22 protein-coding genes are annotated in these 25,737 nt (G+C 51.6%); 6 read left to right on the forward strand and 16 right to left on the reverse strand.

Going from position 1 to position 25,737, the window contains the following annotated elements:
• Nucleotides 1–79: 79 nt before the first annotated feature.
• The gene (locus tag AAZR23_RS18170) at nucleotides 80–577 is read left to right on the forward strand and encodes a Spy/CpxP family protein refolding chaperone (protein ID WP_052956656.1); all 498 of its coding nucleotides are present in this window, start codon (nucleotides 80–82) and stop codon (nucleotides 575–577) included.
• A gap of 124 nt (nucleotides 578–701) precedes the next feature.
• Here AAZR23_RS18170 and AAZR23_RS18175 read toward each other — a convergent pair whose 3' ends face one another.
• Nucleotides 702–1,265, reverse strand: coding sequence for a hypothetical protein (locus AAZR23_RS18175; RefSeq protein WP_434694234.1), 564 nt, complete (start codon nucleotides 1,263–1,265; stop codon nucleotides 702–704).
• 738 nt (nucleotides 1,266–2,003) lie between these two features.
• Nucleotides 2,004–4,541 carry an autotransporter outer membrane beta-barrel domain-containing protein gene (locus AAZR23_RS18180; protein ID WP_434694235.1) on the reverse strand — a complete coding sequence of 846 codons (2,538 nt, stop codon included), beginning with the start codon at nucleotides 4,539–4,541 and terminating at the stop codon, nucleotides 2,004–2,006.
• A 902-nt stretch (nucleotides 4,542–5,443) separates the two neighbouring features.
• On the opposite strand from AAZR23_RS18180, the gene pfkA reads away from it, so the two are divergent.
• Nucleotides 5,444–6,421 (forward strand): 6-phosphofructokinase, encoded by a 978-nt coding sequence (gene pfkA / locus AAZR23_RS18185; protein ID WP_032098022.1) that lies wholly within the window; start codon nucleotides 5,444–5,446, stop codon nucleotides 6,419–6,421.
• Between the two features lie 87 nt (nucleotides 6,422–6,508).
• Here the strand turns inward: pfkA and tpiA are convergent, their stop codons facing one another.
• Together tpiA and AAZR23_RS18195 are read right to left on the reverse strand one after the other, a co-directional pair.
• Complete coding sequence (gene tpiA / locus AAZR23_RS18190) at nucleotides 6,509–7,279, reverse strand: triose-phosphate isomerase (protein WP_072125143.1); 771 nt, start codon at nucleotides 7,277–7,279, stop codon at nucleotides 6,509–6,511.
• Between the two features lie 133 nt (nucleotides 7,280–7,412).
• Complete coding sequence (locus AAZR23_RS18195) at nucleotides 7,413–8,033, reverse strand: DUF1454 family protein (RefSeq protein ID WP_107679534.1); 621 nt, start codon at nucleotides 8,031–8,033, stop codon at nucleotides 7,413–7,415.
• Nucleotides 8,034–8,090: 57 nt separating this feature from the next.
• Between AAZR23_RS18195 and AAZR23_RS18200 the strand changes: the two genes are divergently transcribed.
• Nucleotides 8,091–8,519, forward strand: coding sequence for a DUF805 domain-containing protein (locus tag AAZR23_RS18200; RefSeq protein WP_046892899.1), 429 nt, complete (start codon nucleotides 8,091–8,093; stop codon nucleotides 8,517–8,519).
• A 34-nt stretch (nucleotides 8,520–8,553) separates the two neighbouring features.
• On the opposite strand, the gene fpr is transcribed toward AAZR23_RS18200, so the two are convergent.
• Nucleotides 8,554–9,303, reverse strand: coding sequence for a ferredoxin--NADP(+) reductase (fpr, locus tag AAZR23_RS18205; RefSeq protein WP_107679533.1), 750 nt, complete (start codon nucleotides 9,301–9,303; stop codon nucleotides 8,554–8,556).
• A 325-nt stretch (nucleotides 9,304–9,628) separates the two neighbouring features.
• Here fpr and emrD point away from each other — a divergent pair, with 325 nt between their 5' ends.
• Nucleotides 9,629–10,816 carry a multidrug efflux MFS transporter EmrD gene (emrD, locus tag AAZR23_RS18210; RefSeq protein WP_182106245.1) on the forward strand — a complete coding sequence of 396 codons (1,188 nt, stop codon included), beginning with the start codon at nucleotides 9,629–9,631 and terminating at the stop codon, nucleotides 10,814–10,816.
• A gap of 69 nt (nucleotides 10,817–10,885) precedes the next feature.
• Here the strand turns inward: emrD and glpQ are convergent, their stop codons facing one another.
• From glpQ to AAZR23_RS18230, 4 genes are all read right to left on the reverse strand, one after another.
• Nucleotides 10,886–11,968, reverse strand: a complete 1,083-nt coding sequence (gene glpQ, locus AAZR23_RS18215) for a glycerophosphodiester phosphodiesterase (RefSeq protein WP_434694239.1) — start codon at nucleotides 11,966–11,968, stop codon at nucleotides 10,886–10,888.
• A 14-nt stretch (nucleotides 11,969–11,982) separates the two neighbouring features.
• A complete protein-coding gene (gene glpT, locus AAZR23_RS18220; protein ID WP_434694240.1) occupies nucleotides 11,983–13,335 on the reverse strand; it encodes a glycerol-3-phosphate transporter in 1,353 nt (450 codons plus the stop codon).
• A 326-nt stretch (nucleotides 13,336–13,661) separates the two neighbouring features.
• Nucleotides 13,662–15,188 (reverse strand): glycerol kinase GlpK, encoded by a 1,527-nt coding sequence (gene glpK, locus AAZR23_RS18225; protein ID WP_166708836.1) that lies wholly within the window; start codon nucleotides 15,186–15,188, stop codon nucleotides 13,662–13,664.
• Nucleotides 15,189–15,257: 69 nt separating this feature from the next.
• Nucleotides 15,258–16,076 (reverse strand): MIP/aquaporin family protein, encoded by an 819-nt coding sequence (locus AAZR23_RS18230; protein ID WP_218453823.1) that lies wholly within the window; start codon nucleotides 16,074–16,076, stop codon nucleotides 15,258–15,260.
• 315 nt (nucleotides 16,077–16,391) lie between these two features.
• Between AAZR23_RS18230 and zapB the strand changes: the two genes are divergently transcribed.
• Entirely contained in the window at nucleotides 16,392–16,634 is a 243-nt protein-coding gene (zapB, locus tag AAZR23_RS18235) for a cell division protein ZapB (protein ID WP_004236611.1), read from the forward strand.
• A gap of 439 nt (nucleotides 16,635–17,073) precedes the next feature.
• Here the strand turns inward: zapB and rraA are convergent, their stop codons facing one another.
• The 7 genes from rraA to priA form a co-directional block, all read right to left on the reverse strand.
• Nucleotides 17,074–17,613 carry a ribonuclease E activity regulator RraA gene (rraA, locus tag AAZR23_RS18240; RefSeq protein ID WP_107679528.1) on the reverse strand — a complete coding sequence of 180 codons (540 nt, stop codon included), beginning with the start codon at nucleotides 17,611–17,613 and terminating at the stop codon, nucleotides 17,074–17,076.
• A 127-nt stretch (nucleotides 17,614–17,740) separates the two neighbouring features.
• Nucleotides 17,741–18,670, reverse strand: a complete 930-nt coding sequence (locus tag AAZR23_RS18245) for a 1,4-dihydroxy-2-naphthoate polyprenyltransferase (RefSeq protein WP_046892907.1) — start codon at nucleotides 18,668–18,670, stop codon at nucleotides 17,741–17,743.
• Between the two features lie 113 nt (nucleotides 18,671–18,783).
• Nucleotides 18,784–20,118 (reverse strand): HslU--HslV peptidase ATPase subunit, encoded by a 1,335-nt coding sequence (hslU, locus tag AAZR23_RS18250; protein ID WP_046892908.1) that lies wholly within the window; start codon nucleotides 20,116–20,118, stop codon nucleotides 18,784–18,786.
• 11 nt (nucleotides 20,119–20,129) lie between these two features.
• Nucleotides 20,130–20,660 (reverse strand): ATP-dependent protease subunit HslV, encoded by a 531-nt coding sequence (gene hslV / locus AAZR23_RS18255; protein WP_046892909.1) that lies wholly within the window; start codon nucleotides 20,658–20,660, stop codon nucleotides 20,130–20,132.
• A gap of 100 nt (nucleotides 20,661–20,760) precedes the next feature.
• A complete protein-coding gene (gene ftsN / locus AAZR23_RS18260) occupies nucleotides 20,761–21,567 on the reverse strand; it encodes a cell division protein FtsN (protein ID WP_054425138.1) in 807 nt (268 codons plus the stop codon).
• A 77-nt stretch (nucleotides 21,568–21,644) separates the two neighbouring features.
• Nucleotides 21,645–22,673, reverse strand: coding sequence for a DNA-binding transcriptional regulator CytR (gene cytR / locus AAZR23_RS18265; RefSeq protein WP_046892911.1), 1,029 nt, complete (start codon nucleotides 22,671–22,673; stop codon nucleotides 21,645–21,647).
• A 264-nt stretch (nucleotides 22,674–22,937) separates the two neighbouring features.
• Nucleotides 22,938–25,139 (reverse strand): primosomal protein N', encoded by a 2,202-nt coding sequence (priA, locus tag AAZR23_RS18270; protein WP_434694264.1) that lies wholly within the window; start codon nucleotides 25,137–25,139, stop codon nucleotides 22,938–22,940.
• A gap of 304 nt (nucleotides 25,140–25,443) precedes the next feature.
• On the opposite strand from priA, the gene rpmE reads away from it, so the two are divergent.
• Entirely contained in the window at nucleotides 25,444–25,659 is a 216-nt protein-coding gene (rpmE, locus tag AAZR23_RS18275; protein WP_107679525.1) for a 50S ribosomal protein L31, read from the forward strand.
• Nucleotides 25,660–25,737: the final 78 nt, after the last annotated feature.

The following is a 25,737-nucleotide window of genomic DNA, read 5'->3' on the forward strand; positions in this document are numbered from 1 at the left end:
GACGCATGTTTGCAGCCGGGTGCGTATAGTTAATTCCAACGGGTCAGGTGACGCAGACTCAGAAGTTTAAGGAGTTACTATGGGTAAGATAGCAACAATCACTTTAGCGTCAATGTTTGTGATGCAAAGTGCGCCCGGACTGGCGCAGGACTCGGAAAGTGATAGCTGCGTTGCCCCGGTGCAGAGTCACAGTCAGTATAAAGGTATAACGACATCAGGGGGAGATGGTTATACCTCTATGTTGACCGGTATCCGGTTAACGGAAGAACAACGGATGCAGTTGCGGGATCTGATGCACAATTATCGTGATCAGTTACGGAATGTCCGTAATCTCGCAGAAGATGATATCGCGCTGTATGAGCTGGTAAAGGCCGAAAAGTTTGATGAAACGGCGGTACGTAACCAGCTGGAGAAGGACATGCGCAAGCGGCTGGATTACCAGGTTGAGATGATACGGGTTCACCATCAGATGTATCAGTTACTCAACCCGGAGCAGAAAATGCAGCTGGATGCCAATTTTGAACCGGAGAGTATCCATACTTCATCCGCCTCATCCGCGCAAAATACGCCGGAATGAATTTGTCAGAAGTCATTTGTCAGAGTAGTGAAGTCAGTAGAGTCGTTAAGTAGCACCCAAGAAGTTTTTCCTTGCCATAGACACCATCCCTGTCTTTTACAGCCCCTCTCGAGGGGCTTTTTTTTTAGCTGAATTTCAGGGCAATGAGGTCTGCCGCCAGCCGGGATTCTGAGGAAACAGCCAGGGTGAGTGTTAAGGCGTCTTTTTCTGATAAGGTTTCAGTGGTGCTGAAATGGGTTACACGTATTCCTTTCATCGTAATGTCGTTCTGATAACACGCGGCTTCCTGATTTGTACTGCGTAAAATAAAGTCAGCTTCCGATGTTATCTGGTAATCACCCGGTGACAGTTGCTGAATAGTCATTTTTCCTTTACTGCCACCCGGCGCGATAAACAAGATGTCATCGGTATCATTTTGGGATTTCAGCAGCTCAGTGAAACGGATATTCGCCATGCTGGCATGTCCCTGATGCGCAATTTTTGAGATTTCAGTGGCGTCAGTAAAGCCAATCTCCGAAAAAAAACGACTGATTTTTTCGTTGCTGTTCAGCGGGGTGCTTTCTCCGTTGCCGGAGATGTAATGATATGTCATACGTCCGTATTCTTGATCGCCGGAAGGCGGTTGCGGATAACCGGAGTCAGCACAAAACGTGTAACAAAGGCCGATAGTCTTTTTCTGTTCAGTCATGCTGCAATCCGTACCATCTGATGAAGGATGGTGACCGGGCGGAATATAAAATGGTGTTCCGGTCAGCTCTGTATCACTGCCGGACGGAATATAACGTTCTGTGTTTTCTGACCATGTGTATTGTGTCCGTGCTTCAGAGTCACCGTATATTACGGCCGGATGAATATTGTCAGGTATCCTGAAGTAGTGAGAGAGAGTCGTGAGTCCGTGGTGTGTTTCCGGCTTATGAGGCACGGGTTCGGAACTGTTTACGGCGCACTGCAAAAAACGCAGGAGCGACTTGAAGATACTGCACTTATTAGGTTCCGGTTTCGGAGTTGTTTCTGATGTACGGGGAAGGTTTTTAATCTCTGGGATCATAGTGTATTTTCCGGAAGTGAAAACAGGTATTTTACCGGGAGGGCAGGAAAATAATTGCAGAAAACAATTTACGGGTCTGTATTGCTGCATTATTTGTGAAAAAAGTGTTTCGGATACGCTAATTATTTTTCGGGTATCCTTAACGGAAGCCTGATTGCGGAAGCGTGATAACAACGTGCGGGAAATCGCGATTGAAAATTTGTCAGAAATAATTTGTCAGAGTAGTGAAGTCAGCAGAGTCGTTAAGCAGCACCCGGGAAGTTTTTCCTTGTCTTACAGTCCCTCCCGGGGGGCTTTTTTGTCTTCTGAATCCCCGATGTGAAAAAAGATGAAAAAAAAGCGGCCTTGCGGCCGCTGTAAATGAATCACAACGAGAGATTAAAAGTTATAGCGAACGCCGATATTGCCGTGTACAGGCGATTCTGTTTTGTCGCCGTTACGGTAATCAATTTCCGCATATGCCTGAATCTGCGGGGTGAAACGGACAGTTAACCCGCCGCCGGCTTTCAGGCTGTCACCGGAGAAATCCGTATCAAAGGTATTGCGCTGGTTAATAGTCACATCATTATTGCTGATAAACTCATGCTGCCAGGCCAGTGTTGCATAAGGGGTGATAATCACCTGATTGTTCAGGGTGAAATCTTTACCCGCATGCAGGCCGAGCTCTGATTGCAGGGATTGCTGTGCATCAAATTTTGCCTGCATATTATTATTCAGGTGAACTGATTTACTGTCTGCACGCATATAGCTCAGGCGGGCATACGGTTCTGCCCAGAAGGCTTCCGGCAGGTCAAATGAGTAACCGGCTTCAGCGGATGCCCCGTACGCATTTTGAGAATAATCCCCGCGGATGCTGCTGCGGTTGGTGGAAACTGCACGTAACTCATTGTTGAAATGGTTATATTTCAGTACACCATCGATATACCAGCCGTTGTCCGAAAGCCAGGTGGCGTAACCGCCGGCAGTGATACTGTCGATGCTGCTTTCGCCGCCGCGCTGATGTTTCAGTTTGACATCGTTATAGCCGGTAAAGACGCCGAGCCACAGTTTGCCGTTTTCCAGCGGAACGGATTTATCCGCACCCAGCTCAAAACCAGCCTGGTTCAGTTTAAAGTGCGTGTGTCCGGTACCTGCACGGGTTCTGTCACCGGTCAGTCGTACCCAGACACCCGCATCGCCCTGATTATCCCGTAATTCACCACGGCGGAACCGCAGGTTGTCGAGTTCATGATTAAAAATCAGCTGTGGCGCGGCCGCCATGGATAACATGGCATCGGTGGATGGCGTGGTTTTGTCGTCCGGTACGACCGGCGGAACCGGTTTTTCTGGTTCGCCCGGTTCACCGGTGCTGTCATCTTTCGGTGCGGCCAGATACCAGATTTTACCGTCCTGTTCATCACGCTCGTACAGTGAGTACATATAGGTACCGCCGTCTACCGCATTGATATTGGTGCCGTCGAGGGCACTCAGACTGAACTGTGCATTGCTGCTCTCGTCTGTGATCAGGTCAAGACGTGATTCATCCGGACGGGTAATTTCAGCCCCGGAATCCTGAATATTCAGTGCATGATCACCACTGCCGTTACGGATGGTGAGGTAATCACCCTGTTGTTCCGCAATCGCCGTGTTCATATGAAATGTCTGGCTGCCGGAGAGATTATCAATGGTCAGATGGCTGTATCCGGCGTTGACCGGTGCGACAAACCGCACATGCCCCTGTCCGCTGAGAGAACCGGCAAATGCGGCATTCCCGGTATCACCGGTGATCACCAGCAGGGAGCTGTCCGGGCCGGATAAGATAACGTTTTCTGCATAAGCCCCGGCATCCGCAGCCAGTCTGTCTTCCGCACCGGCGGTGAGTTGCACCTGAGACTGCTGATTAACCGTGGTGACGCCGAGGAGCTGAGCCCCTGCTGCCAGCCAGCTTTTGGCACTGTCATTCAGTGTGGTGTCAGTGGCGGAGGAGCCGCTGTAGATACTTTGCACTGAGGTATCATATAATTCGTTATCAATGGCTTGTCCGCCACCTCTGATGATCTGGGCGCCGCCATTTTTTATCTGGTTGAATTCCGCAATACCGGCAGTGGCTGCGGCATCCTGACTGAAAATATATTGCTGTCCGCCGTCAACCGTTGTATTGGTTGCTTTGGAGTCATCAACAACATATTGCCGTGCCCCGGCATTCACCAGGGTATTATCTGCGAAACCACTGTTATGCAGTTGTTGTAATCCGCCGTCATTAATAATGGTGCTGTCAGCAAATCCGCCGGATCTCAGCATCTGGAAGCCGCCGTTATTCACAACCGTATTCAGGGATTTACCGTCCTGCTGAACATATTCATAACCGCCTTCATTAACCAGAGTACCGGTCGATTCTCCGCCCAGGTAAATAAATAATTTTCCGCCGCTGTTGACGGTATTATTTTCAGATTTACCCGTATCATCGGCTTTTCCGGTATTACTGACATAGACGGTTCCGCCGTTGAGTTCGGAATCTTTTAATGTTCCGCCGTCCAGAACACGAACTAAGGCACCACTCTGAATATCAATATTACTGCCGGTTGCAGGTGCTCCCGGATGGTAACCGTTTACTGCAATTTGTGTGGTTTTACTGATCCAGACTTCTGCACCACTCTGAACCTGTGAATTCTCAAAAAGACCGATAACGCTAAGTTTGCTGCCGCTCAGCATTGTGAGATTTTCCGCAATGCCGACAAAATCCGATGGCAGCCCTTCTACTATGGCGCCTATTTCGTAACATTCATCAGCTGTCATTTCACCGGTCAGCGGCGGAGTACCCGCCAGACCGACATGAAGCTGACCATCACAAAATGTGGCTGCCGTGACGAATGACGGCACTGATGAACATAGGACTGCAAGAACAGAAAGATGCAGAATCTTCTTTTTTGTTTTCATTAGATTAGTTATTCCCTGGTGTCGGTAAATATAAAGACAGCCATTTCGTCAGTTTGAAATGACAAATTCTTAAGTGGTAATTTTTATTTATGAGAGAAGTATCTTATTTAGGATTTGTTTAAGCAATGGGGGGCAAAATGCATATTTAAGTGAGTTTTTTAATATTCTCAGATGGTGAGGAATAGTTGTTCATGCTGTAAATAAAGATAATCTGATGGTTTATTTATTTATTTAGTCAGGATAAAACTCTTAATTTACATATTATATTGGTAAATCAATTATCTAAGCTCCATATTTGATTTGAGCAGGCCAATGGAGATACCCGTGTCACGAGTAATAATGGCGATGTAATAAATATTGGTCAGATATGTCAGAATGTTACTGATACTCTTCGTTTGAAATTCCCCATAAGTTAAATTAAATAATTTCAAAAATATATTATATAAATTTCTATTGTATTATTTATGTCACAATATGATTTCAGAAATAAATAGTTACTATTTGTTTTTATTAATTACATAATGTACGGGAAATCCGGATATATATTTTCACCCGGATATGATTTTAATTTCAGATCCCGCCTTTGATACCTGATGTTCCTGTTACGCATTATTTGTGAAAAAAATGTTTCAGATACGCTAATTATTTTTTGTTTTTCGGGTATCCTTAACGGGGATGCCGGGTAATATTCCGGTCGCAGAGATTCTGTGTTCCCGGAGTCTCAAAATGACAAAAAAATCCGCAAAAGGTAGGTGCATCCGGCGGAACCTTATCTTACTATAGGATTAGGTGAATCAATTCAGCTATAGGTTACAGCAGTGAATTCCCGAAGCCTGATCGTGGAAGCGTGATAACATGCCGCTCAGGTTTACATATATTACATCTGCAAATCAGAGGTCATCATGAGCAAGAAGATCAAACGAATCGGTGTGCTGACAAGCGGCGGTGATGCGCCGGGCATGAATGCCGCAATCCGCGGTGTTGTCCGCGCGGCGCTGTCAGAAGGGCTGGAGGTTATCGGGATTTATGACGGCTATCTCGGGCTGTATGAAAACCGGATGAAACAGCTCGACCGCTTCAGTGTCTCTGATGTGATCAACCGCGGCGGTACGTTCCTCGGGTCGGCGCGTTTCCCTGAATTCCGTGATGACAAAGTGCGGGAAACCGCGATTGAAAATATGCGCAAAAATGGTATCGACGCGCTGGTGGTTATCGGCGGGGACGGTTCCTATCTCGGTGCCAAAAAACTGACAGAAGCAGGTTTCCCGTGCATCGGCCTGCCGGGCACGATCGATAACGACGTGGCGGGAACCGATTACACCATCGGCTATTTTACTGCGCTGGAAACCGTGGTTGAAGCTATCGACCGCCTGCGTGATACCTCCACATCCCATAAACGTATTTCTATTGTCGAAGTGATGGGGCGCTATTGCGGTGACCTGACACTGTCCGCTGCTATCGCCGGGGGCTGTGAATTTATCGTTCTGCCGCCGAATGAAGTGGAATACAGCAGTGATGAACTGATTGCAGAAATCAAAGCCGGGATTGATAAAGGCAAACGTCATGCGATTGTGGCGATCACCGAACATGTCACCGATGTGTATGAGCTGGCACGGCAGATTGAGGCAACAACACATCACGAAACCCGTGCAACAGTACTGGGGCATATTCAGCGCGGCGGTTCGCCGGTAGCGTATGACCGCATCCTTGCATCCCGTATGGGCGCGTATTCTATTCAGTTACTGCTGGAAGGTTACGGCGGCCGCTGTGTCGGTATCCAGAATGAAAAACTGGTTCATCACGATATTATTGATGCGGTGATGAATATGAAGCGGGTGTTTAAGAAAGACTGGTATGAGACTGCGAAGAAACTCTACTAAAAAATCCTCGTTATCCTTCAGCTGATACAGCAGCAGACACAAAAAAAGCGGCGATTTCGCCGCTTTTTGCTGTCCGGAGGCCGGGAATTATTTTGCAGCTTTCGCTGCCGCTGCGGCTTTGACGATCACGCCGAAAGCATCAGCTTTCAGTGATGCGCCGCCGACTAATGCACCGTCGATATCCGGCTGAGTGAACAGCTCTGCGGCATTCTTATCATTCACAGAACCGCCGTACTGGATAATAACCTGCTCTGCCACTTTCGCATCTTTCTTCGCGATATGGCTGCGGATAAATTTGTGGACTGCCTGTGCCTGTGCAGGGGTGGCGGATTTGCCGGTGCCGATAGCCCAGATAGGCTCATAGGCAATGACCGCGCCGAGGAAGGCGTCTGCACCCTGAGTGTTCAGAACGGCATCAATTTGGCGTGCACAGACTTCTTCGGTTTTACCCGCTTCATTTTCCGCTTCGGATTCACCGATGCACAGTACCGGGGTCAGACCCAGTTTTTTCAGGACAGCAAATTTCTCTGCCACTAATTCATCACTTTCACCGTGGTAAGTACGGCGTTCGGAGTGGCCGATAATGATGTAGTGTGCGCCGATGTCTTTCAGCATCTCAGGAGATGTTTCGCCGGTGAACGCGCCGGAGAGATTCAGACCGGTATCCTGGGCACCCAGTACAATGGAAGAGCCCGCCAGAACCTGTTTGGCCTGAGAGAGATAAATTGCCGGTGGTGCGATCGCAACATCACACCCGGTGACATTACCGATTTCATGACGCAGAGCGGTGATCAGCTCGTGAACCATTTTACTGCTGCCGTTCAGCTTCCAGTTACCCATGACTAAGGGATGTCGCATTGTATTTCCTCCTGCCGGAATAAGTTAAATGACTTAAGCTTTATTACCATTGTCCGCGCAGAGCGGCGAACAGGCAAACAGAGAGACAGTATAGTGAAACCGGCGCGAAATAGCTTTGCTTTTCGGCCACTGTTTACTGTGTCGTATCACTATTAGATAGCGAAAGCTTAATCGGTTCAATAGCGAAAGTTACCCCATTTATCTCATCAACTACCAGAAGATAGCGTAATGCACCGAATTGAGAGGCATAAGTCCCGGTTTTGAAATCCGTTGCCAGCGCTCTGCTCAGGGCGGCATCAATATTGCTTTGATTAAGTGTCGGTTCAAACTGAATAATCAGCGCCTTAATATAGGCCAGCATCAGAGCACGGTTGGCTTTTTCCGCTGTACTGTCAGCGCCCGGCAACAGGGTCAGCTGGAGGCTTTTGATTTTTTCACTGTCGCGTTCGAGAACGGCAGAGGAGTAAATATAAGGGCTGATGCGGGTTGCCGCCCGCAGATAGCTGGCGGTAATGTCGTTTGAGGCCACGACTTTGTATTCCCGTAATGGCAGCGACGGGTTGTTGCGGTTAAACTGTTCGCGCATAACGGGGATGGTGATGCCGAAGGCCGGTGCATCCGCCTGAAGCCAGAGTGTTTCCGGTGAGCAGGGGATGGGGATAAGTACCGCGTCACCTGCCGCAGCCGGTATGGCGGGCAGCAGTGTACATCCTGCTGTCAGGGCGGTCAGTACGGTTTTTTTGACTGCGTTCATAGCGACTCCCTGTGGTCCGTCTGCAATATAACCAGTGTACACGATTAGGAAAGAGAAATGACACTACAACAATGGGCGTTTTCGTTTCACGGGCGGATCGGCCGCAAAGCATTTTGGGCGGGGATCGGCGTGTGCGGCGCAGTGCTGTTTCTCCTGATGTCATTGCAGGGGCTGTTTCAGTTACCTGTTGAAGTGATTATGGTGCCGGTGCTGGTGGTGATGTATCCCGCCGCCGCGATTTTTACCAAACGCCTGCATGACCGCAACAAGCGCGGCGGCTGGGCATTAATGCTGGTGATGGCGTGGGCACTTACCACACCGGACTGGAGCCCCGCCGGTGATTTCTGGCAGTGGGGACTGGGGCGTTTTCTGCCGATCTTTATCGTGATGATAATGGTGCTCGACTGCGGTGTGTTTAAAAGCCTTGATGAGGGCAACCGCTTCGGGGAGAGCACGCAGCCGGTGGATAAAATCGACAGCCTCTGAAGCAGAGACAGCGGGAGAACCCGCTGTCACAGGCTCACCAGTATTGCTCGCTGGTGATATGACCGGGCTTGCGGCGCAGGTGTTTGCGCATCTCCCGCTCTGTTTTCAGCAGATTCTGTGTATCTTTTACCATTTCCGGGTTACCGCACAGCATCACATGGCTGTTGCCGGCGGTCAGCGGTAATCCGGCTGCCGCTTCCAGTTCACCGGTGCGTATCAGCGCCGGTACCCGGCCATGCAGTGAGCTTTCCGCATGCTCCCGGCTGACGACCGTCACAATCCGCAGTTTGTCACTCCCGATTTTTTTCTGTAATTCCTGCATCAGCGGCAGATAGCTCAGGTCGGCGGCATAACGCACGGCATGTACCAGCACAATATGACGGAACCGCTCCAGATCCCTGCCGTATTGCAGAATGGATAAAAACGGGCCGATGGCGGTGCCGGTGGAGAGCATCCAGAGGGTATCGCAGTCCGGTACCTCATCAAGCACAAAAAATCCGGATGCTTCATCGGTGATGAGCAGTTCATCTCCCGGGGTCAGTGCTGCCAGACGCGGGCTGAGTTTACCGTCGCCGACGGTGACCAGGTAAAATTCAAGATCATCATTATCCGGTGCATTAACATAAGAATAAGCGCGCTGTATGCGTTCACCGCTGATTTCCAGGCCGAGTTTGGCAAATTGTCCCGCGGTAAACGGGCGGACAGGTGCCTGAACATGCAGGCTGAATAAAGTGTCAGTCCAATGTGTGACACGTGTGACACGTCCTGTGATCCAGTTTGACATGCATAACCTCCGTCAGTCGCAGAGTCATCGTTATTAATATGTAAACCAGTGTAATGAGCCGGCGGGGAAAAATGTATCGATTAAATGCGTCAGAGGATCCTGTCGCATGAATACGATAAATCAGGATGAAGTGTACAGTTTAGTTGCCGGAAACAGCATAAAAACGGTCGTTTGGTAACAAAAATAAATGTGTGAACTATCTCCCAAAATTTTTTTAATTTGCTATTTTATACAGTATCGCAAGAATGACTGATTCCGGCCGTAATTATCACTGCCGGAATTGTGCTGTGCCCTCCCGGTAACAATGTAAAGACTGACAATAAAAATGAAAAAACTGGAAAACTTTCATCTGCTGGTAATGCTGATTGCGCTGATTGCTGTCGGGCAAATGACGCAAACGGTGTATGTGCCGGTAATAACCGATATTGCGCTGGATTTCGGTGAACCTGCGGGTGCCGTTCAGAGCGTGATGGCAGCGTATTTATTTACCTATGGCGCATCCCAGCTTATTTACGGGCCGATCTCAGATAAAATCGGCCGTCGTCCGGTGATCCTCACCGGATTATTTATTTATGTACTCTCCACGACCGTCGCGCTGTTTTCGCCGAACCTGACCATGCTGATCATTGCCAGCGGATTACAGGGGCTGGGCACCGGTGTGGCCGGGGTGATGGCGCGGACCATGCCGCGTGATTTATATACCGGGATTTCCCTGCGTTATGCCAACAGCCTGCTGAATATGGGGATTCTGGTCAGCCCGCTGATCGCTCCGATGCTCGGCGGTGCGCTTGCGTTTTTCTTCGGCTGGCGCGCCTGTTATGCGTTTCTGCTGCTGCTCGGCCTGGCAGTGGGCTACAACATGTGGCATAAACTGCCGGAAACCCGTCCGCCGATGAAAGAGAAACCCAAAATGTGGGCCTCTTTCCGTCTGCTGCTGACCAACCGGACATTTGTGCCGTATCTGGCGATGCTGATTTGCGGTCTGGCCGGGGTGGCGGTGTTTGAGGCATCCAGCGGCGTGCTGATGCGTGACGGCCTGGGCCTGAGCAGTATGGCGGTGAGTATTCTGTTTATTCTGCCGATTCCTGCGGCATTTTTCGGTGCCTGGTTTGCCGGACGGGACAGTAAATCGTTCAGCTTTCTGGTGTGGTGTGCCGTGATTTGCTGCCTGGCAGCCGGGGCACTGATGTGGATACCCGGGCTGATGGGGGTGATGAATGTCTGGACATTACTGATCCCTGCGGCACTGTTCTTCTTCGGGGCGGGGATGCTGTTCCCGCTGGCAACCACGGCGGCCATGGAGCCGTTCCCGTATCTGGCGGGGGCAGCCGGTGCGCTGGTGGGCGGATTACAGAATGTGGGTTCCGGTGTCGCCACCTGGATTTCGGCGATGATGCCGCAGGGCGGGCAGGGCAGTGTCGGCCTGCTGATGCTGGCGGTGTCTGTAATTATGATGTTGTGCTGGCTGCCGCTGGCTCACCGGTTGCAGAATCAGCAGCCGATGGCATCCTGAGTCAGACTTCTGATAATAAGAAAACGGGCACCGCGGTGCCCGTTGTTCTGTTTCGCAACAGAGTAGTGATCACTGATGCAGTTTATGTTTTTGCAGAAACTGTACGCCTTTGTCCGGAAAATCAGTAAATAACCCTTCTGCTCCGGCCTGAATATAAATAGCATCGAATAACTGTTCAGTGTTCTCCGCATACGGCGGCAAGGCATCCGCGCGGACAGTAAACGGATGGATCATCAGTTGCGAAGCGTGTGCCTCTTTTGCCATCGGCGTCAGAGTGATGTGGCCCGGTGTGGACTCTTTGCTGATGAGCATATGATAATCAGGCCCGATACCATCAGCATATGCTGCGATTTTACTCATCGCACCGGGAGCCATCATCCAGTCATAGTTATAGTTGACCCATTTGCCTTCCGCATTCTGTTCAAAGGTTTCCTGCCAGTCGGTGTAAGCGATCAGCTGTATCAGCATCAGATCCATCTTCATTTCCGGCATCAGTTCATTTTTGATGCGCTTTAATTCATTCGGATCGAAACACTGAAGAAATACCCCGGAATCTTTAGTCTGGTAGCCGTAGGCTTTCAGCACTTCCAGGGTTTTACGGGTGATATCTTTACCTTCCTGACGGTGGAACCACGGCGCTTTGATTTCCGGGTAAATCCCGGTGTTTTTTCCGGTGGAATGATTCAGACCCTGAATGAACTCAAGTTCTTCCTGAAAGGTATGAATACGGAAATCTGATTTTCCCATCGGAAAACGACCCGGATATTTTTGTACCGCTTTACCGTTTTCGATTTCAAACCCCTCAGTAAATTTCAGGGATTTAATTTCCGCGAGGGTAAAATCGATGGCATAGTAACGGCCATCTTTACGCGCGCGATCCGGAAAGCGTTTTGCCACATCGGTAACACGGTCGAGATAATGATCATGCAGGACGATGAGTTCATCATCTTTGGTCATCACCAGATCCTGCTCCAGATAATCAGCACCCTGCGCATATGCCATCGCTTTGGCCGGCAGGGTATGCTCCGGCAGATAGCCGCTGGCACCGCGGTGTGCAATCACAATCTTATTGTCTGCCGCAAAAGCGGCAGAGCCGCAGAGCATGGCACCCGCGAGGGCACTGACAAGATAAAACTGACGGGATATATTCATCTGTCTGTCTCCGCTTAGGCTTTATTGCTGGCGATTTCATCGTGATGTTTTTTCTCACCACGCATCACCACAACTAACAGGATCACAGCGAGCACACTGCCGCCAATCATGACACCGAAACCGCCATCCCAGCCGAAATAATCCACAGTAAAGCCGACGATGGCACTTGCTGCCACTGAGCCGCCGAGGTAGCCGAATAACCCGGTGAATCCCGCGGCTGTACCGGCTGCTTTCTTCGGTGCAAGCTCCAGGGCGTGCAGGCCGATCAGCATGACCGAGCCGTAAATCAGAAAGCCGATGGTGATCATACACGCCATATCAATAGCCGGATTTCCCGGCGGGTTGAGCCAGAAGACCACAGTGGCGATAGTCACCAGTGTCATAAAGAACACCCCGGTTGCGCCCCGGTTTCCTTTAAAGACTTTATCTGACATCCAGCCGCACAGCAGCGTGCCCGGTATCCCGGCCCATTCATACAGGAAATAGGCAAAAGAATAGCCTTTGATATCGAAATGTTTGACCTCCTGGAGATAGGTCGGTGACCAGTCCAGCACGCCGTAACGCAGCAGATAAACAAAGACGTTAGCAAAAGCGATGTACCACAGTAATTTATTCGGCAGAATGTACTGCATAAAGATCTGTTTTGCCGTCAGTTCAACTTCACTGTTCTCTGTATAATCATCAGGATAGTCGTTTTTGTACTCTTCAATTGGCGGCAGGCCACAGGATTGCGGAGTGTCCCGCATCAGGGCAAATGCGATGATTGCCACCAGGATGGCTGCAAATGCCGGCATATAAAACGCCGCTTTCCAGTCACCGAACCAATACATCCCCAGCAGCATCAGCATCGGCGGTAAGCCGCCGCCGACGTTATGGGCGCAGTTCCAGATTGATACAATCCCGCCGCGTTCTTTCTGTGACCACCAGTGAACCATGGTGCGTCCGCACGGCGGCCAGCCCATCCCCTGGAACCATCCGCAGATAAACAGGAGGATAGCCATCATCCAGACGGAAGAGGTTGCCCAGTCGCAAAAGCCCATGATTAGCATGACAGCGGAGGCAAGGATAAGTCCGGTCGGGAGAAAATAGCGCGGGTTAGCCCGGTCAGAAAACGATCCCATGATAAATTTGGAAAGACCGTAAGCAATGGAGATCGCAGATAATGCCGTACCCAGCTCGCCTCTGGAGAATCCCTGCTCCATCAGGTTGGGGAAGGCTAGGGCAAAATTTTTCCGGACCAGGTAATAAGCGGCATAACCGAAAAAGATACCCATAAAGATTTGCCAGCGCAGACGGCGGTATACCGGATCAATTTGGTCAGCACTGAGCCGCTGAATATGTGGTGCGGGTTTAAACAGGCTTAGCATAGACATCTCCCTCGCTAAGTATTTGTCAGTATTTGATGGCGAAGTTTACCGGAATGGCAGCGGTTACCTTCATGTGTTTTCCTTTGCGCTCACAGAATATTCGTTTTGATTCGTTATTACTGTGAATTTCAGCACAGGCAGTTACATTTTGATTACAGTTAGTGGTTTTTTGTGATCACCAACTGCTTTCCGGGAATTTAGTCTGCGGATAGGTATATTTACCGGGTCGGGTGGTTCTTTGTTCTGATGCTGATTGTTATTTTCGCGCATAAAAAACCGCCGGTATTAATCGGCGGCAGAGTGTTAAAACGAAAGGGGAAAGGGAATCAGTTATGATCTTCCCAGTCCTGTGCGCGGGTAACGGCTTTCTTCCAGCCGCTGTAACGGACATTCCGTTCTGTTGTTTCAATGCCCGGACGGAACGTTTTCTCGATGGTGGATTTGGCTTTGATTTCTTCCGGGTCCTGCCAGAATCCGGTGGATAACCCGGCCAGCAGTGCCGCACCCAGTGCAGTACTTTCGCGGATCAGCGGGCGCTCTACGGGCGTGCCCAGAATATCGGACTGGAATTGCATCAGGAAATTGTTGGCCACCGCGCCGCCGTCCACACGCAGTGCTTTCAGGCGGGTACCGGCATCGGCCTGCATGGCTTCCAGCACGTCGCGGGTCTGATAAGCGATAGACTCCAGGGTGGCGCGGATCAGGTGATTGCTGTTCACACCCCGTGTCAGGCCGAAAATCGCACCGCGTGCATACGGGTCCCAGTATGGGGCGCCCAGACCGGTAAATGCAGGAACCACATACACACCGTTACTGTCTTTGACTTTGGTGGCGAAGTATTCGGAATCCGTGGCATCGGCAATGATTTTCATCTCATCGCGCAGCCACTGAATGGACGCTCCGGCGACAAATACCGCGCCCTCAAGAGCATAATTCACTTCACCGCGCGGGCCGCAGGCAATGGTCGTCAGCAGGCCGTGTTCAGACAGCACCGCTTCTTTGCCGGTGTTCATCAGCAGGAAGCAGCCGGTACCGTAGGTGTTTTTCGCCATACCCGGCTGAACACACATCTGACCGAACAACGCTGCCTGCTGGTCACCGGCAATACCGGCGATAGGAATACGGGTGCCGCCTTTTCCGCCGATGTTGGTTTTGCCGTAGATCTCCGATGAAGCTTTCACTTCCGGCAGCATGGCACGCGGGATACCGAACAGGTCGAGGATTTTCTGATCCCATTCCAGCTTACGGATGTTATACAGCATGGTGCGCGACGCATTGGTGTGATCGGTGACGTGCACACGTCCCTGAGTCATGCGCCAGACCAGCCAGGTATCGACGGTACCGAACAGTAATTCGCCTTTCTCTGCTTTCTCCCGGGCACCCTCGACATTATCGAGGATCCACTTCACTTTGGTGCCGGAGAAATACGGGTCAACCACCAGACCGGTGTTTTCCCGGATATAGCGGACCATCTCTTCATCTTGTTTGAGGCCGGTGCAGTAATCTGATGTCCGGCGGCACTGCCAGACAATCGCATTGTAAACCGGTTTGCCGCTCTCTTTTTCCCAGACGATGGTGGTTTCGCGCTGGTTAGTGATACCGATAGCGGAAACTTCGTCCGGGTGCACGTCTGTTTTGGCGAGCACTTCTGTTAAGACGGAGCTTTGTGTTGCCCAGATTTCCATCGGGTCATGCTCCACCCAGCCCGGTTTCGGGTAGATCTGGGTGAATTCGCGCTGCGCGATATCGACAATATCAGCATTACGATCAAAAAGTACCGCCCGTGAACTGGTGGTTCCCTGATCCAGTGCGACGATATACTTTTTCTCACGAGTGATTGTTTCTGTTGTCATAATTAAACCTGTTTTATTTCTGAGTGAACAAACACGCGATAACGTAAGAGTACGCGATTCGCTGCGGTGTTATTTTTCTTCCCTGACATCACACACTTCACACGGCAGATGACGGCCGATCAGTTTGCGGTAACCAAATGCACCGAGTAATCCGCCGACGATCGGCGCAAACATCGGCACCAGGAAATACGGGATATCACGCCCGCCGGTGAAGGCAATATCTCCCCAGCCTGCAAGGTATGCAACGACTTTCGGGCCGAAGTCACGGGCAGGGTTAAGGGCGAAGCCGGTCAGCGGACCAAAGGAGCCGCCGATGACCGCAATCAGCAGACCAATCAGCAGTGGTGCCAGCGGACCACGCGGCACACCGTTGCCGTCATCGGTCAGCGCCAGGATAAGGCAGACGAGGATAGCGGCGATCACCACTTCGATAAAGAATGCCTGACCCACGCTGACCGGTGCTGCCGGATAAGTGGAGAAAACACCGGCGGTAAAGAGGCTTTCCTGTGAGCCGCGCACAATATGATGCACCTGATCATAATCGAGGAACACATTGTAATACATAGCATAAACGAGAGCAGCAGCGGCAAAACCGCCGAGGAATTGTGCCACGATATACGGGAGCACTTTGCGGCGATCAAAGCAGGCAAACAGCCAGAGTGCGAGTGTCACGGCCGGGTTAAGGTGTGCGCCTGAGATCCCGGCTGTCAGATACACCGCCAGTGCCACACCCAGACCCCAGATAACACTGACTTCCCATAATCCCAGTTGTGCACCGGCGATACGGACCGCGGCCACACAACCTAAACCAAAGAAGACCAGCAGTGCTGTACCCAGGAATTCGGAGAGACATTGTCCGAAGAGGGTCGGAGATTTTATTAGACTCATAGTATCAATCCTGATAGTGCAAAATTAGGGTGAAATAAGTGCAAATTATTAACAAATGATGTTCTTCGTGTATCAGACGTATGTCTTAGTGTGAATTTATCGTTAATGAGCGGAAACGAGAAATAACGAAATCAAAAACTGTGCATTCCGTCAACAAATTGAGCGATTTCGCTTATTTTATAACAAGCAATCAACATTCAGACTGATAACAGCCGGATTCTGTTCTGCTGCATTATGGGGAATACACGGGATGTGACTGGACACATGGATAACACCTACTTACAATCAGAGCATCGCTTACAAGGAGGACGCAAGATGTCATTTGAAGTATTTGAAAAGCTGGAAGCAAAAGTCCAGCAGGCTATCGACACCATCACCCTGTTACAGATGGAAATCGACGAATTAAAAGAAACGAACAACAACCTGAACCGTGAAGTACAGAATGCTGCCGGTGCACGTGAGTCGCTGGTGCGTGAAAACGAACAGCTGAAGCAGGAGCAGGCAGGCTGGCAGGAGCGTCTGCGGGCGTTGCTCGGAAAAATGGACGACGTCCAGTAATTACGCGTCATCCTTCGCCCTGTGGCTGTGTTGGTTTCGCTCAGCTCCCCGGTCACATACTGATGTATGCTCCCGGGGCTCTTCGCTTTACCGCCTTGCCACAGAACGAATGATTTAGCGTAATCACGGTTTTGATGCTGTGGCTGTGTTGGTTTCGCTCAGTTCCCCGGTCACATACTGGTGTATGCTCCCGGGGCTCTTCGCTTTACCGCCTTGCCACAGAACGAATGATTTAGCGTAATACAGATGTTGTTGCACGGCGGCGTTGGCTTTGTTCGTCCGCCCCGGTCACATACTGGTGTATGCTCCCGGGGTCGTCCTCACTTCGCCGCCTTGCTGCAAACGAATGATTTAGTGTAATGCGCGGTTTTTGCATTGCGTTATAACGACAAAAGGGCGGATATTCCGCCCTTTTTGCTGTCTGTGTGTCTGATGAGGATTACGCTTCAGTCAGCGCGTCTTCATCGTCATCATCTTCGTCTTCGTCCGGAAGTGTCAGCGGGATATCTGACAGAATGATCCCGGTATTATCGGCATACAGATAATCACCGGAGAAGAATGTCACACCGCCGAAATTGACGCGGATATCGCTGTCACCGATGCCTTCTGAACCGCATCCGGCCGGAATGGCAGCCATCGCCTGGATTCCGATATCCATCTCTGCGAGGTCATCCACCTGACGCACCGCGCCGTACACCACAATACCTTCCCAGCCGTTCTGCACAGCCAGTGCCGCGAGTTCCGCATCAATCAGCGCACGGCGGACTGACCCGCCCCCGTCAATGAGGAGAATACGGCCCTCTCCCTCTTCTTCCAGGAGATCAAAAAGTACGCCGTTATCTTCAAAGCATTTTACGGTGGTGATTTGCCCCGCAAATGATGAACAGCCCCCGAAGTTGGAAAACAGGGGTTCGACGACATTCACATTTTCCTGGTAAATGTCACAAAGTTCGGAGGTGTCGAAGGTATCATTTTTCATAGGATTTTACGTCTGGTTGCTGCCGGATGTAATCAGTATAGCCCTTTCGCACGGTTGTTTGCAAAATCAACAGCGGACCGCTTTCCGATCTGAATCAAGAAAGCGGCAGATTCCGCAATAATCCGGGTTACAGACGCTGGCAGATGAGCCCCGCAGAAAACAGGATATTAACCAGCAGTGCGGCTTTCACCATCTGTTCCAGCAGCGGACGCATACCCGCTGCTGTCATATCGCCCAGCACACGTCTGATATGCATAAACAGAACCGGAGCCGCGAGCAGGAACAGCCAGCTGTACCAGCCGTGCAGATAGAGCAGGGTGAAAAGAATCAGGCACAGGAAGGCAACGGTGATCACCGCCGCATGATAATAGCGGGATTTCAGCGGGCCGAGGCGGACAGCCAGGGTGTTCTTCCCGGTGAGGATATCATTTTCGATATCGCGCATATTATTGATATTCAGCACGGCAACAGACAGCAGTCCGCAGGCGGTCGCCGGCAGAATGGTCAGCGGGCTGAAAAAACCGGCCTGAAGGTAATAGGTGCCTATCACACTCAGCCAGCCGAAAAAGATCAGAACAGAAATATCCCCCAGCCCGAGGTAGCCGTAAGGTTTTTTGCCGACGGTATAAGTGATCGCAGCGATAATGGCCGCCACACCTAATCCCAGAAAACCGACAATATCTTCCGGCTTCTCGCAGGCGACAATAATCAGCGCCAGCCCGGACAGACAGGCAAGGGTAACGGTCAGAATCAGCGCTTTTTTCATCTGGGCTGCGGTGATCACACCTTTTTGCATACCACGTAGCGGCCCGAGGCGTGCGTCGGTATCGGTGCCTTTTACCGCATCGCCGTAGTCATTTGCCAGATTCGACAGGATCTGCAAAATCCCGGTAGTGATAAGGGCGAGCAGGGCAACAGGGAATTTAAAGTGGCCGGTCCAGTAAGCCAGCGCGGAACCGGTAATAATTGCGATCACCCCGAGAGGTAATGTTTTGGGCCGCAGGCTTTCCAGCCAGGCTTGGGTACGGCTGATGGCCGGTGAAGGGGTGACTGACATTGAAACTCGCTTACTTTTCAGAATGTAATAATAATGACAAAAATAATAACGCAGACTGACGGGTAGCATACACCCGTACAGTCTGAATAATATTATGTCTGATTATTATCGAATTACAGAATAAAGCGACTTAAATCTTCATCTGCGACCAGCTGATCCAGATGATCTTTCACATATTCCGCATTAATCTCAACGGATTGCCCCTGTTTTTCACTGGCATCGTAGGAAATTTCTTCCATTAATCGTTCCAGCACCGTATGTAAACGACGGGCACCGATATTTTCGGTGGTTTCGTTGACCTGCCACGCGGATTCAGCAATTTTACGGATACCGTCCGGTGTAAAGGTGATATCCACACCTTCGGTGGCCATCAGTGCTTTGTACTGAACAGTCAGTGACGCATTCGGTTCAGTCAGGATGCGCTCGAAATCTTCAGTGGTCAGTGCCTGTAATTCCACACGGATAGGCAGACGGCCCTGTAATTCCGGGATCAGATCTGACGGGCTGGAAACCTGGAATGCGCCGGAGGCGATAAACAGGATATGATCGGTTTTCACCATGCCGTGCTTGGTGGAGACAGTACAGCCTTCAATCAGCGGCAGCAGGTCACGCTGAACCCCTTCGCGGGAGACATCAGGCCCGGAGGACTGGCCGCCGCGCTTACAGATTTTATCGAACTCATCGATAAACACGATACCGTGCTGTTCAACGGCTTCGATGGCCTGCTCTTTCAGCTCTTCCGGATTCACCAGTTTGGCGGCTTCTTCCTCAATCAGCAGTTTGAAGGCCTCTTTGATCTTCATCTTGCGCGGTTTTTGTTTCTGTCCGGCCAGATTCTGGAACATCGACTGTAACTGGCTGGTCATCTCTTCCATGCCCGGAGGCGCCATGATTTCCACACCCATCGGTGCGGCAGACACTTCGATTTCAATGTCTTTATCATCCAGCTGCCCTTCGCGCAGTTTTTTACGGAATGCCTGACGGGCCGCAGACGGCTCAGCCTGAGTATCAGCCTGACCCCAGCTGTTTTTTGCCGGCGGGATCAGCACATCGAGAATGCGTTCTTCAGCCATTTCCTCTGCACGGAAACGGTTTTTTTCGATAGATTGCAGACGCACCATTTTGACAGCGGAATCGGTCAGATCGCGGATGATAGAATCCACTTCTTTACCGACATAACCCACTTCGGTAAATTTGGTGGCTTCCACTTTGATAAATGGCGCATTGGCCAGTTTGGCAAGACGACGGGCAATTTCGGTTTTACCGACACCGGTCGGGCCAATCATCAGAATATTTTTCGGGGTGACCTCGTGACGCAGCTCTTCATTGAGCTGCATACGGCGCCAGCGGTTACGCAGTGCGATAGCAACAGCACGTTTGGCTTTATCCTGGCCGATAATATGGTTATCGAGTTCGCTGACAATTTCGCGTGGAGTCATTTCGGACATAACGTCGATCCTTATGCTTTTGAAGATAATTCTTCAAAATTCAGATTGTGGTTGGTGTAGATACAGATATCACCGGCAATAGTCAGTGCGCGCTCCGCGATTTCCCTGGCACTCAGATCGGTGGTTTCCAGCATGGCGCGGGCTGCTGCCTGGGCGTACGGGCCGCCGGAACCAATGGCAATCAGGTCATTTTCAGGCTGAACGACATCACCCTGGCCGGTGATAATCAGCGATGCGGTTTCATCGGCAACGGCCAGCAGTGCTTCCAGTTTGCGCAGCATGCGGTCGGTACGCCAGTCTTTGGCGAGCTCAACGGCGGCTTTTGTCAGGTGTCCCTGATGGAGTTCAAGTTTGCGTTCAAACAGTTCAAAGAGGGTAAAGGCATCCGCGGTACCACCGGCGAAACCGGCAATGACTTTGTCGTGATAGAGGCGGCGGACTTTGCGGACATTACCTTTCATGACGGTATTACCCATTGTCGCCTGCCCATCACCACCAATTACGACCTGGCCATTACGGCGAACACTTACGATTGTTGTCATGAATCAGCCCCTGGTTATGCTAAAGGATAGAGAAAGGCCGCCGGGTATATTCCCGGCAGCACAGAATTAACTTCAGATATGGGGGGAGGGCTGAAGGATTTCAACCCCCGGCAGCGCGAAGAATACAATTTGTTACGCCGGCATCAGCGGCACGGCTTTTCACGGATTGTGCAGCGGATTTCTCATACGGACCGAGCATCACACGATACCAGCCGCCGCCCTGTGAGACCCGGCTTTCGATACCGGAGAAGGCAAGACCGGCACGGACTTCTTCTGCCTGGCCGCTTTCACGGAATGAGCCGCACTGGATTAACCAGCGCTCAGGTGCAGCCTGCGGTTTTTCCTGCACAGGTTTTGGTTTCTCCGCCGGTTTTTCAGCCGGTTGCGGTGCCGGACGGGTTTCCGGCTGCATACGCAGCTGCGGAGCCTGACCTGTGACCACCACCTGAGAGCGCGGAACCGCACCGTTTGCCGGGACTTCCTGTAACTGAACCGGAGCCTGCTGCATATCAGACTGCATCTGTTCCAGCAGTTGTCGCTGTTCCTCCGTCAGTTTTGCACCCGGATCAATACGGTTGGCCGGTGCCTGCGGGTTGGAGTAATACTGCTCCGGTACCCCGGCTTCCCGGTTTTCCAGTTCTTTGATATAGCGCCAGCGTTCCTCCGGGATCGGCGGGAGCCCGTTACCGGTACTCTGCTGATGCGCAGGGGGAACAATGCTGTCAGCGGTGGTCTGACTTTTTTTGTTATAGACCAGATAGAACAGGCCGCCGACAAAAAGAACCACCAGTGCCACGGCGATCACCAATGTGGTGAACGGCAGGCCTTTCGCCTGACTTTTCTTCCGTGATTTACTTTTTTTACGCGGCGCAGAGCGGCCGCGTCCCACATAATCTCGTTGTGCCACTGTTTCAATTCACTAATGAGTCGGTTAAGGAGACATATTATTCAGCGTTACATGTTACTTAACCTTATGGTCTTTGCCTAGCTTTTAGGCGCGCAGGCACTCTCTCTGATGATTAAATCAGAATCCAGCAGGCGTGAACCTTTTGCCACGGTGTGTCCCTGTAACTGTTCCAGCAGCAGTAAAAAAGACTGGCGGCCGATTTCATAACGGGGTTGTGCGATAGTCGTCAGCGTCGGTGAACAGTATTGTGCAGCCGGTAAATCATCAAAACCGACAACCGAGAGATCCTGCGGCAGCGTCAGCCCCTGTTTTCTGGCCGCCCAGATCGCGCCGATAGCCATGATATCGTTATGACAGAAAACAGCCGTTGGCGGTTCCGGCAGAGCCAGCAGCTGTGCGGCACACTCAGCCCCGCTTTCGTGGGTGAAATCGCCGCGCACCAGATACTCTTCCCGTACCGGCATGCCCATGCGGCGCATCGCCTGAATATAGCCTTCGATGCGGTACTTACACAGCGGCAGCTCTTCCGGCCCGGAAATACAGGCGATCCGGGTGTGTCCCAGTGACTGTAAATAATGCGTGGCATTAAAGGCGGCGGTCAGGTTATCAATATTTACCGTCGGCAGTTCCAGCTCCGGGGCAAATTCGTTGGCCATCACCATCGGCGGGAAGTGACGTTGTTCATCATGACGGCTGTCAAACGGCACATCGGAACCGAGCAGCACCATGCCGTCGATTTGTTTGGTGATAATCAGATTCAGAAAAGTATGTTCCGGCTTGTGCTGATACCGGCAGTCGCCGATCAATACCAGATAGCCGTGTTTGGCGGCAATCTCTTCGATACCGACGATGATATCGGTAAAAAACGGGTCACCGATGTCCGGTACAATCACCAGAATGGTTCGGGACTCATTACGCTTCATACCACGGGACAGATTGTGCGGGTAATATCCCACTTCCAGGACGGCATTTTCCACTTTCTGCCGGGTCTGCACGGATACTTTTTCCGGATTCATCAGTGTCCGCGACACGGTTGCGGTTGAGACGCCCGCGGCTCTGGCAACATCTTTCATTGTCGCGCCGGTATCGTTGCGGCGTGGTTCCATCATTAATTCCTTTGGTTACCCTGTAAGTGTATCGATTGCGCGGTTTTTGTGATCATTATGGTCCGCTGTATTTTTCACATACGTGCTTTTCACATACCTGTGAAAAACCGCCTGAGCTTCTTAAGTGAAATTCAGACGGTTTATTAATCATTCTATTAACGGCTATTCTAAGCCCTTTGTAAAATTAATCTGTTACCTGGTTTGCATAAAACTGTGAGATATCTCAATTTTTTGAGATAGCGCACGCACGGTAAGGCCTCAGACTCAGCCGTCAGTCGGATCGACATCCACATTCCAGCGGACTTTCCGGCTCTCCGGCATCTGCTGAATATAAGGGATAGCCTGTGCGACAATTTTCTGTAACTGACTGCGTGACGGATGCTGTAACAGCAACTGCCAGCGGAAACGTCCGCCGCGTTTGGCCTGAATAGCAGGCAGCGGCCCCATCAGCCAGAAATGCTCATCCCGCAGCGGATGGGATTCGAACAACTGCCGCACGGTTTGCAGAAATGCATTTGCCCGCTGGTTATTCTGATCTTCAGCACGGATCATCACCTGGCTGGTGTAAGGCGGCAGGCAGACACTTTGCCGCTCATTCAGCGCCTGTGAGGCAAAGGCGGCGTAGCCTTTTTCCAGCAGCACCGTCAGCAGCGGGTGCTCCGGATGGTGAGTCTGCAAAATCACCTCACCGCGTTTACCTGCACGTCCCGCCCGGCCGGAGACCTGAGTGTAGAGTTGTGCAAAACGCTCCGCCGCACGGAAGTCGCCGGAGAACAGCGCGCCGTCCACATCCAGCAGGGCGACCAGGGTAACATCCGGGAAGTGGTGGCCTTTGGCCAGCATCTGGGTGCCGATCAGGATACGGGCACCGCCCTGATGCACATCCGCGAGGTGCTGCTCCAGTTCGCCTTTGCGGCTGGTGGTATCGCGATCCAGCCGTGTAACCGGCACATCCGGAAACAGCGGAGCGATGCTCTCTTCAAGCTGTTCAGTACCCAGTCCGACCGGCACCAGTTGCGTGGATCCGCACTGCGGACACTGTTTCGGTACCGGACGCTGGCTGTCGCACTGATGGCAGCGCAGCATGCGGTGGTTCTGGTGCAGGGTGTAAAAATGGTCGCAGCGCGGGCACTCTGCTATCCAGCCGCACTCGTGGCACAGCATCGCCGGGGAAAAACCGCGCCGGTTGAGGAACAAAATGACCTGATTATCCGCTGCCAGATGATGGCGGATACGTTTGATCAGCGGCGGCGACAGCCCGGCAGTGAGCGGGAGCCCTTTCAGATCGAGCAGATGCTGATCGGCAAGCTGCGCATTTCCCGCCCGCTGCGTCAGCGGCAGCACTTTGTATTTTTTCTGCCGGACATTAAACAGGGTTTCCAGTGACGGGGTCGCGGTGCCCATCACAATCGGAATATCATTTTTCTTGGCGCGGAATACCGCGAGGTCGCGGGCATGGTAGCGCCAGCCATCCTGCTGTTTATAGGAGCCGTCGTGCTCCTCATCAATAATAATGATGCCGAGCAAGGTAAACGGCGTGAACAGCGCGGAGCGGGTACCGATAACAATTGCCGTTTCCCCGCGTTTCGCCCGCAGCCAGACCGCCAGCCGTTCGCTGTCATTCATGCCGGAGTGAAGAATATCCACCGGTGCCTGAAAACGTGCGCGGAAGCGGGCGATGGTCTGGGGGGTCAGGCCGATTTCCGGCACCAGTACCAGTGCCTGACGGCCTTCGGCCAGCACATTTTCCAGCACACTGAGATACACCTCGGTTTTCCCTGAACCGGTCACACCGTCCAGCAGCCAGGGGGAAAACTGATGCTGTTCTGCACGGATCGCCCCCACGGCAGTGGCCTGTTCAGTATTGAGTTTCAGGCGTTCACCGGTGACCGCAAATCCCGGCTGCCAGGGTTTGTTGTCCGGCTGCACATCGTTCAGGGTGATCAGGTTTTTCTTTTTCAGTCCCTGTAATGCGCTGTCGCTGAGCTCAAATTCTGCGGTCTGATGGCGGTAAACCGGCTGACGGCGCAGGCAGGCCAGTGCCTGCTGCTGTTTCGGGGAGCGTTTGAGTGTGTGGATATCAATCTCACGTCCTTCCGGGGTAACCTCCCAGCGCCACAGCGGTGCAAAGGCCGCTTCTTTACCCTGGCGCAGCAGGATCGGCATGGCATGAAACAGCACTTCGCCCAACGGGTAGTGATAATACTGTGCCGCCCAGTTCAGCAGCGGCCATAAATCGCCCGGAAACAGGGTATCGTCATCCGGACAGGCAATGACCGGCTTGAGTTTCTCCGGGCTGAAGGTACTGGTTTCGGCCAGTTCAGCCACAATACCGACGGCCTGTTTCTGCCGTCCGAACGGCACGATCACCCGCGCCCCCGGCACCGGGCGGGGCATATCATCAGGCAGTAAATAATCAAATGTTTGTGTCAGTGGTACTGGTAATATCACCCGGACGACTGTCATTATAATGTCCATCATCGGCAGAGCGCCGGCGCGTAAAAAATACACAGCGGCGAAAAAGGTACAAAAGTGTCTGAATAATCACCGGATTTCAGCTTTTCCCCGGTAAAAACAGGGAAATTATCCGTAAAACAGAACTCAGAATACCACGAAAAGACAGCGGATTTCATTGCATGGTTCCGGGATTTTCTGTATGATCCGCCGCCTTTGGTAATTAAAATACCAGCGATAACTTATCATCAACACGACGTGTGGTGTCCGGCAAAAAGGCCCGGATAGCGACACGGCCTTAACCGAGGTTTTCCCCATGAAAAAAGGTATTCATCCTAACTACGCAGAAGTCACTGCAACCTGCTCTTGCGGCAACGTAATGAAAATTAACTCAACCGCAGGGCACGACTTTAACCTGGACGTCTGTGGCGAATGCCACCCGTTCTACACCGGTAAACAGCGTGACGTTGCAAGCGGCGGCCGTGTTGATCGCTTCAACAAACGCTTCAGCGTTCCTTCTGCGAAGAAATAATGGCACAGCGCGGCATGCCGCGCTCTGTTCCATAAAAAACGCCCTGAATGAAAATATTTCACAGGGCGTTTTTTTATG

This window comes from Morganella sp. Je.2.23 (assembly GCF_051129855.1).
Lineage (GTDB): Bacteria > Pseudomonadota > Gammaproteobacteria > Enterobacterales > Enterobacteriaceae > Morganella > Morganella sibonii.

Bases quoted from the DNA above. Each gene is read 5' to 3' on its own strand.
- emrD (WP_182106245.1), top strand. From the start codon at position 9,629: ATGAAAAAACTGGAAAACTTTCATCTGCTGGTAATGCTGATTGCGCTG.
- cytR (WP_046892911.1), bottom strand. From the start codon at position 22,673: ATGGAACCACGCCGCAACGATACCGGCGCGACAATGAAAGATGTTGCC.
- AAZR23_RS18170 (WP_052956656.1), top strand. From the start codon at position 80: ATGGGTAAGATAGCAACAATCACTTTAGCGTCAATGTTTGTGATGCAA.
- AAZR23_RS18200 (WP_046892899.1), top strand. From the start codon at position 8,091: ATGACACTACAACAATGGGCGTTTTCGTTTCACGGGCGGATCGGCCGC.
- zapB (WP_004236611.1), top strand. From the start codon at position 16,392: ATGTCATTTGAAGTATTTGAAAAGCTGGAAGCAAAAGTCCAGCAGGCT.
- AAZR23_RS18180 (WP_434694235.1), bottom strand. From the start codon at position 4,541: ATGAAAACAAAAAAGAAGATTCTGCATCTTTCTGTTCTTGCAGTCCTA.
- AAZR23_RS18175 (WP_434694234.1), bottom strand. From the start codon at position 1,265: ATGACTGAACAGAAAAAGACTATCGGCCTTTGTTACACGTTTTGTGCT.
- fpr (WP_107679533.1), bottom strand. From the start codon at position 9,303: ATGTCAAACTGGATCACAGGACGTGTCACACGTGTCACACATTGGACT.
- glpK (WP_166708836.1), bottom strand. From the start codon at position 15,188: ATGACAACAGAAACAATCACTCGTGAGAAAAAGTATATCGTCGCACTG.
- hslV (WP_046892909.1), bottom strand. From the start codon at position 20,660: ATGACAACAATCGTAAGTGTTCGCCGTAATGGCCAGGTCGTAATTGGT.
- rpmE (WP_107679525.1), top strand. From the start codon at position 25,444: ATGAAAAAAGGTATTCATCCTAACTACGCAGAAGTCACTGCAACCTGC.
- AAZR23_RS18245 (WP_046892907.1), bottom strand. From the start codon at position 18,670: ATGTCAGTCACCCCTTCACCGGCCATCAGCCGTACCCAAGCCTGGCTG.
- glpQ (WP_434694239.1), bottom strand. From the start codon at position 11,968: ATGAATATATCCCGTCAGTTTTATCTTGTCAGTGCCCTCGCGGGTGCC.
- hslU (WP_046892908.1), bottom strand. From the start codon at position 20,118: ATGTCCGAAATGACTCCACGCGAAATTGTCAGCGAACTCGATAACCAT.
- priA (WP_434694264.1), bottom strand. From the start codon at position 25,139: ATGACAGTCGTCCGGGTGATATTACCAGTACCACTGACACAAACATTT.
- tpiA (WP_072125143.1), bottom strand. From the start codon at position 7,279: ATGCGACATCCCTTAGTCATGGGTAACTGGAAGCTGAACGGCAGCAGT.
- glpT (WP_434694240.1), bottom strand. From the start codon at position 13,335: ATGCTAAGCCTGTTTAAACCCGCACCACATATTCAGCGGCTCAGTGCT.
- AAZR23_RS18230 (WP_218453823.1), bottom strand. From the start codon at position 16,076: ATGAGTCTAATAAAATCTCCGACCCTCTTCGGACAATGTCTCTCCGAA.
- AAZR23_RS18195 (WP_107679534.1), bottom strand. From the start codon at position 8,033: ATGAACGCAGTCAAAAAAACCGTACTGACCGCCCTGACAGCAGGATGT.
- pfkA (WP_032098022.1), top strand. From the start codon at position 5,444: ATGAGCAAGAAGATCAAACGAATCGGTGTGCTGACAAGCGGCGGTGAT.
- rraA (WP_107679528.1), bottom strand. From the start codon at position 17,613: ATGAAAAATGATACCTTCGACACCTCCGAACTTTGTGACATTTACCAG.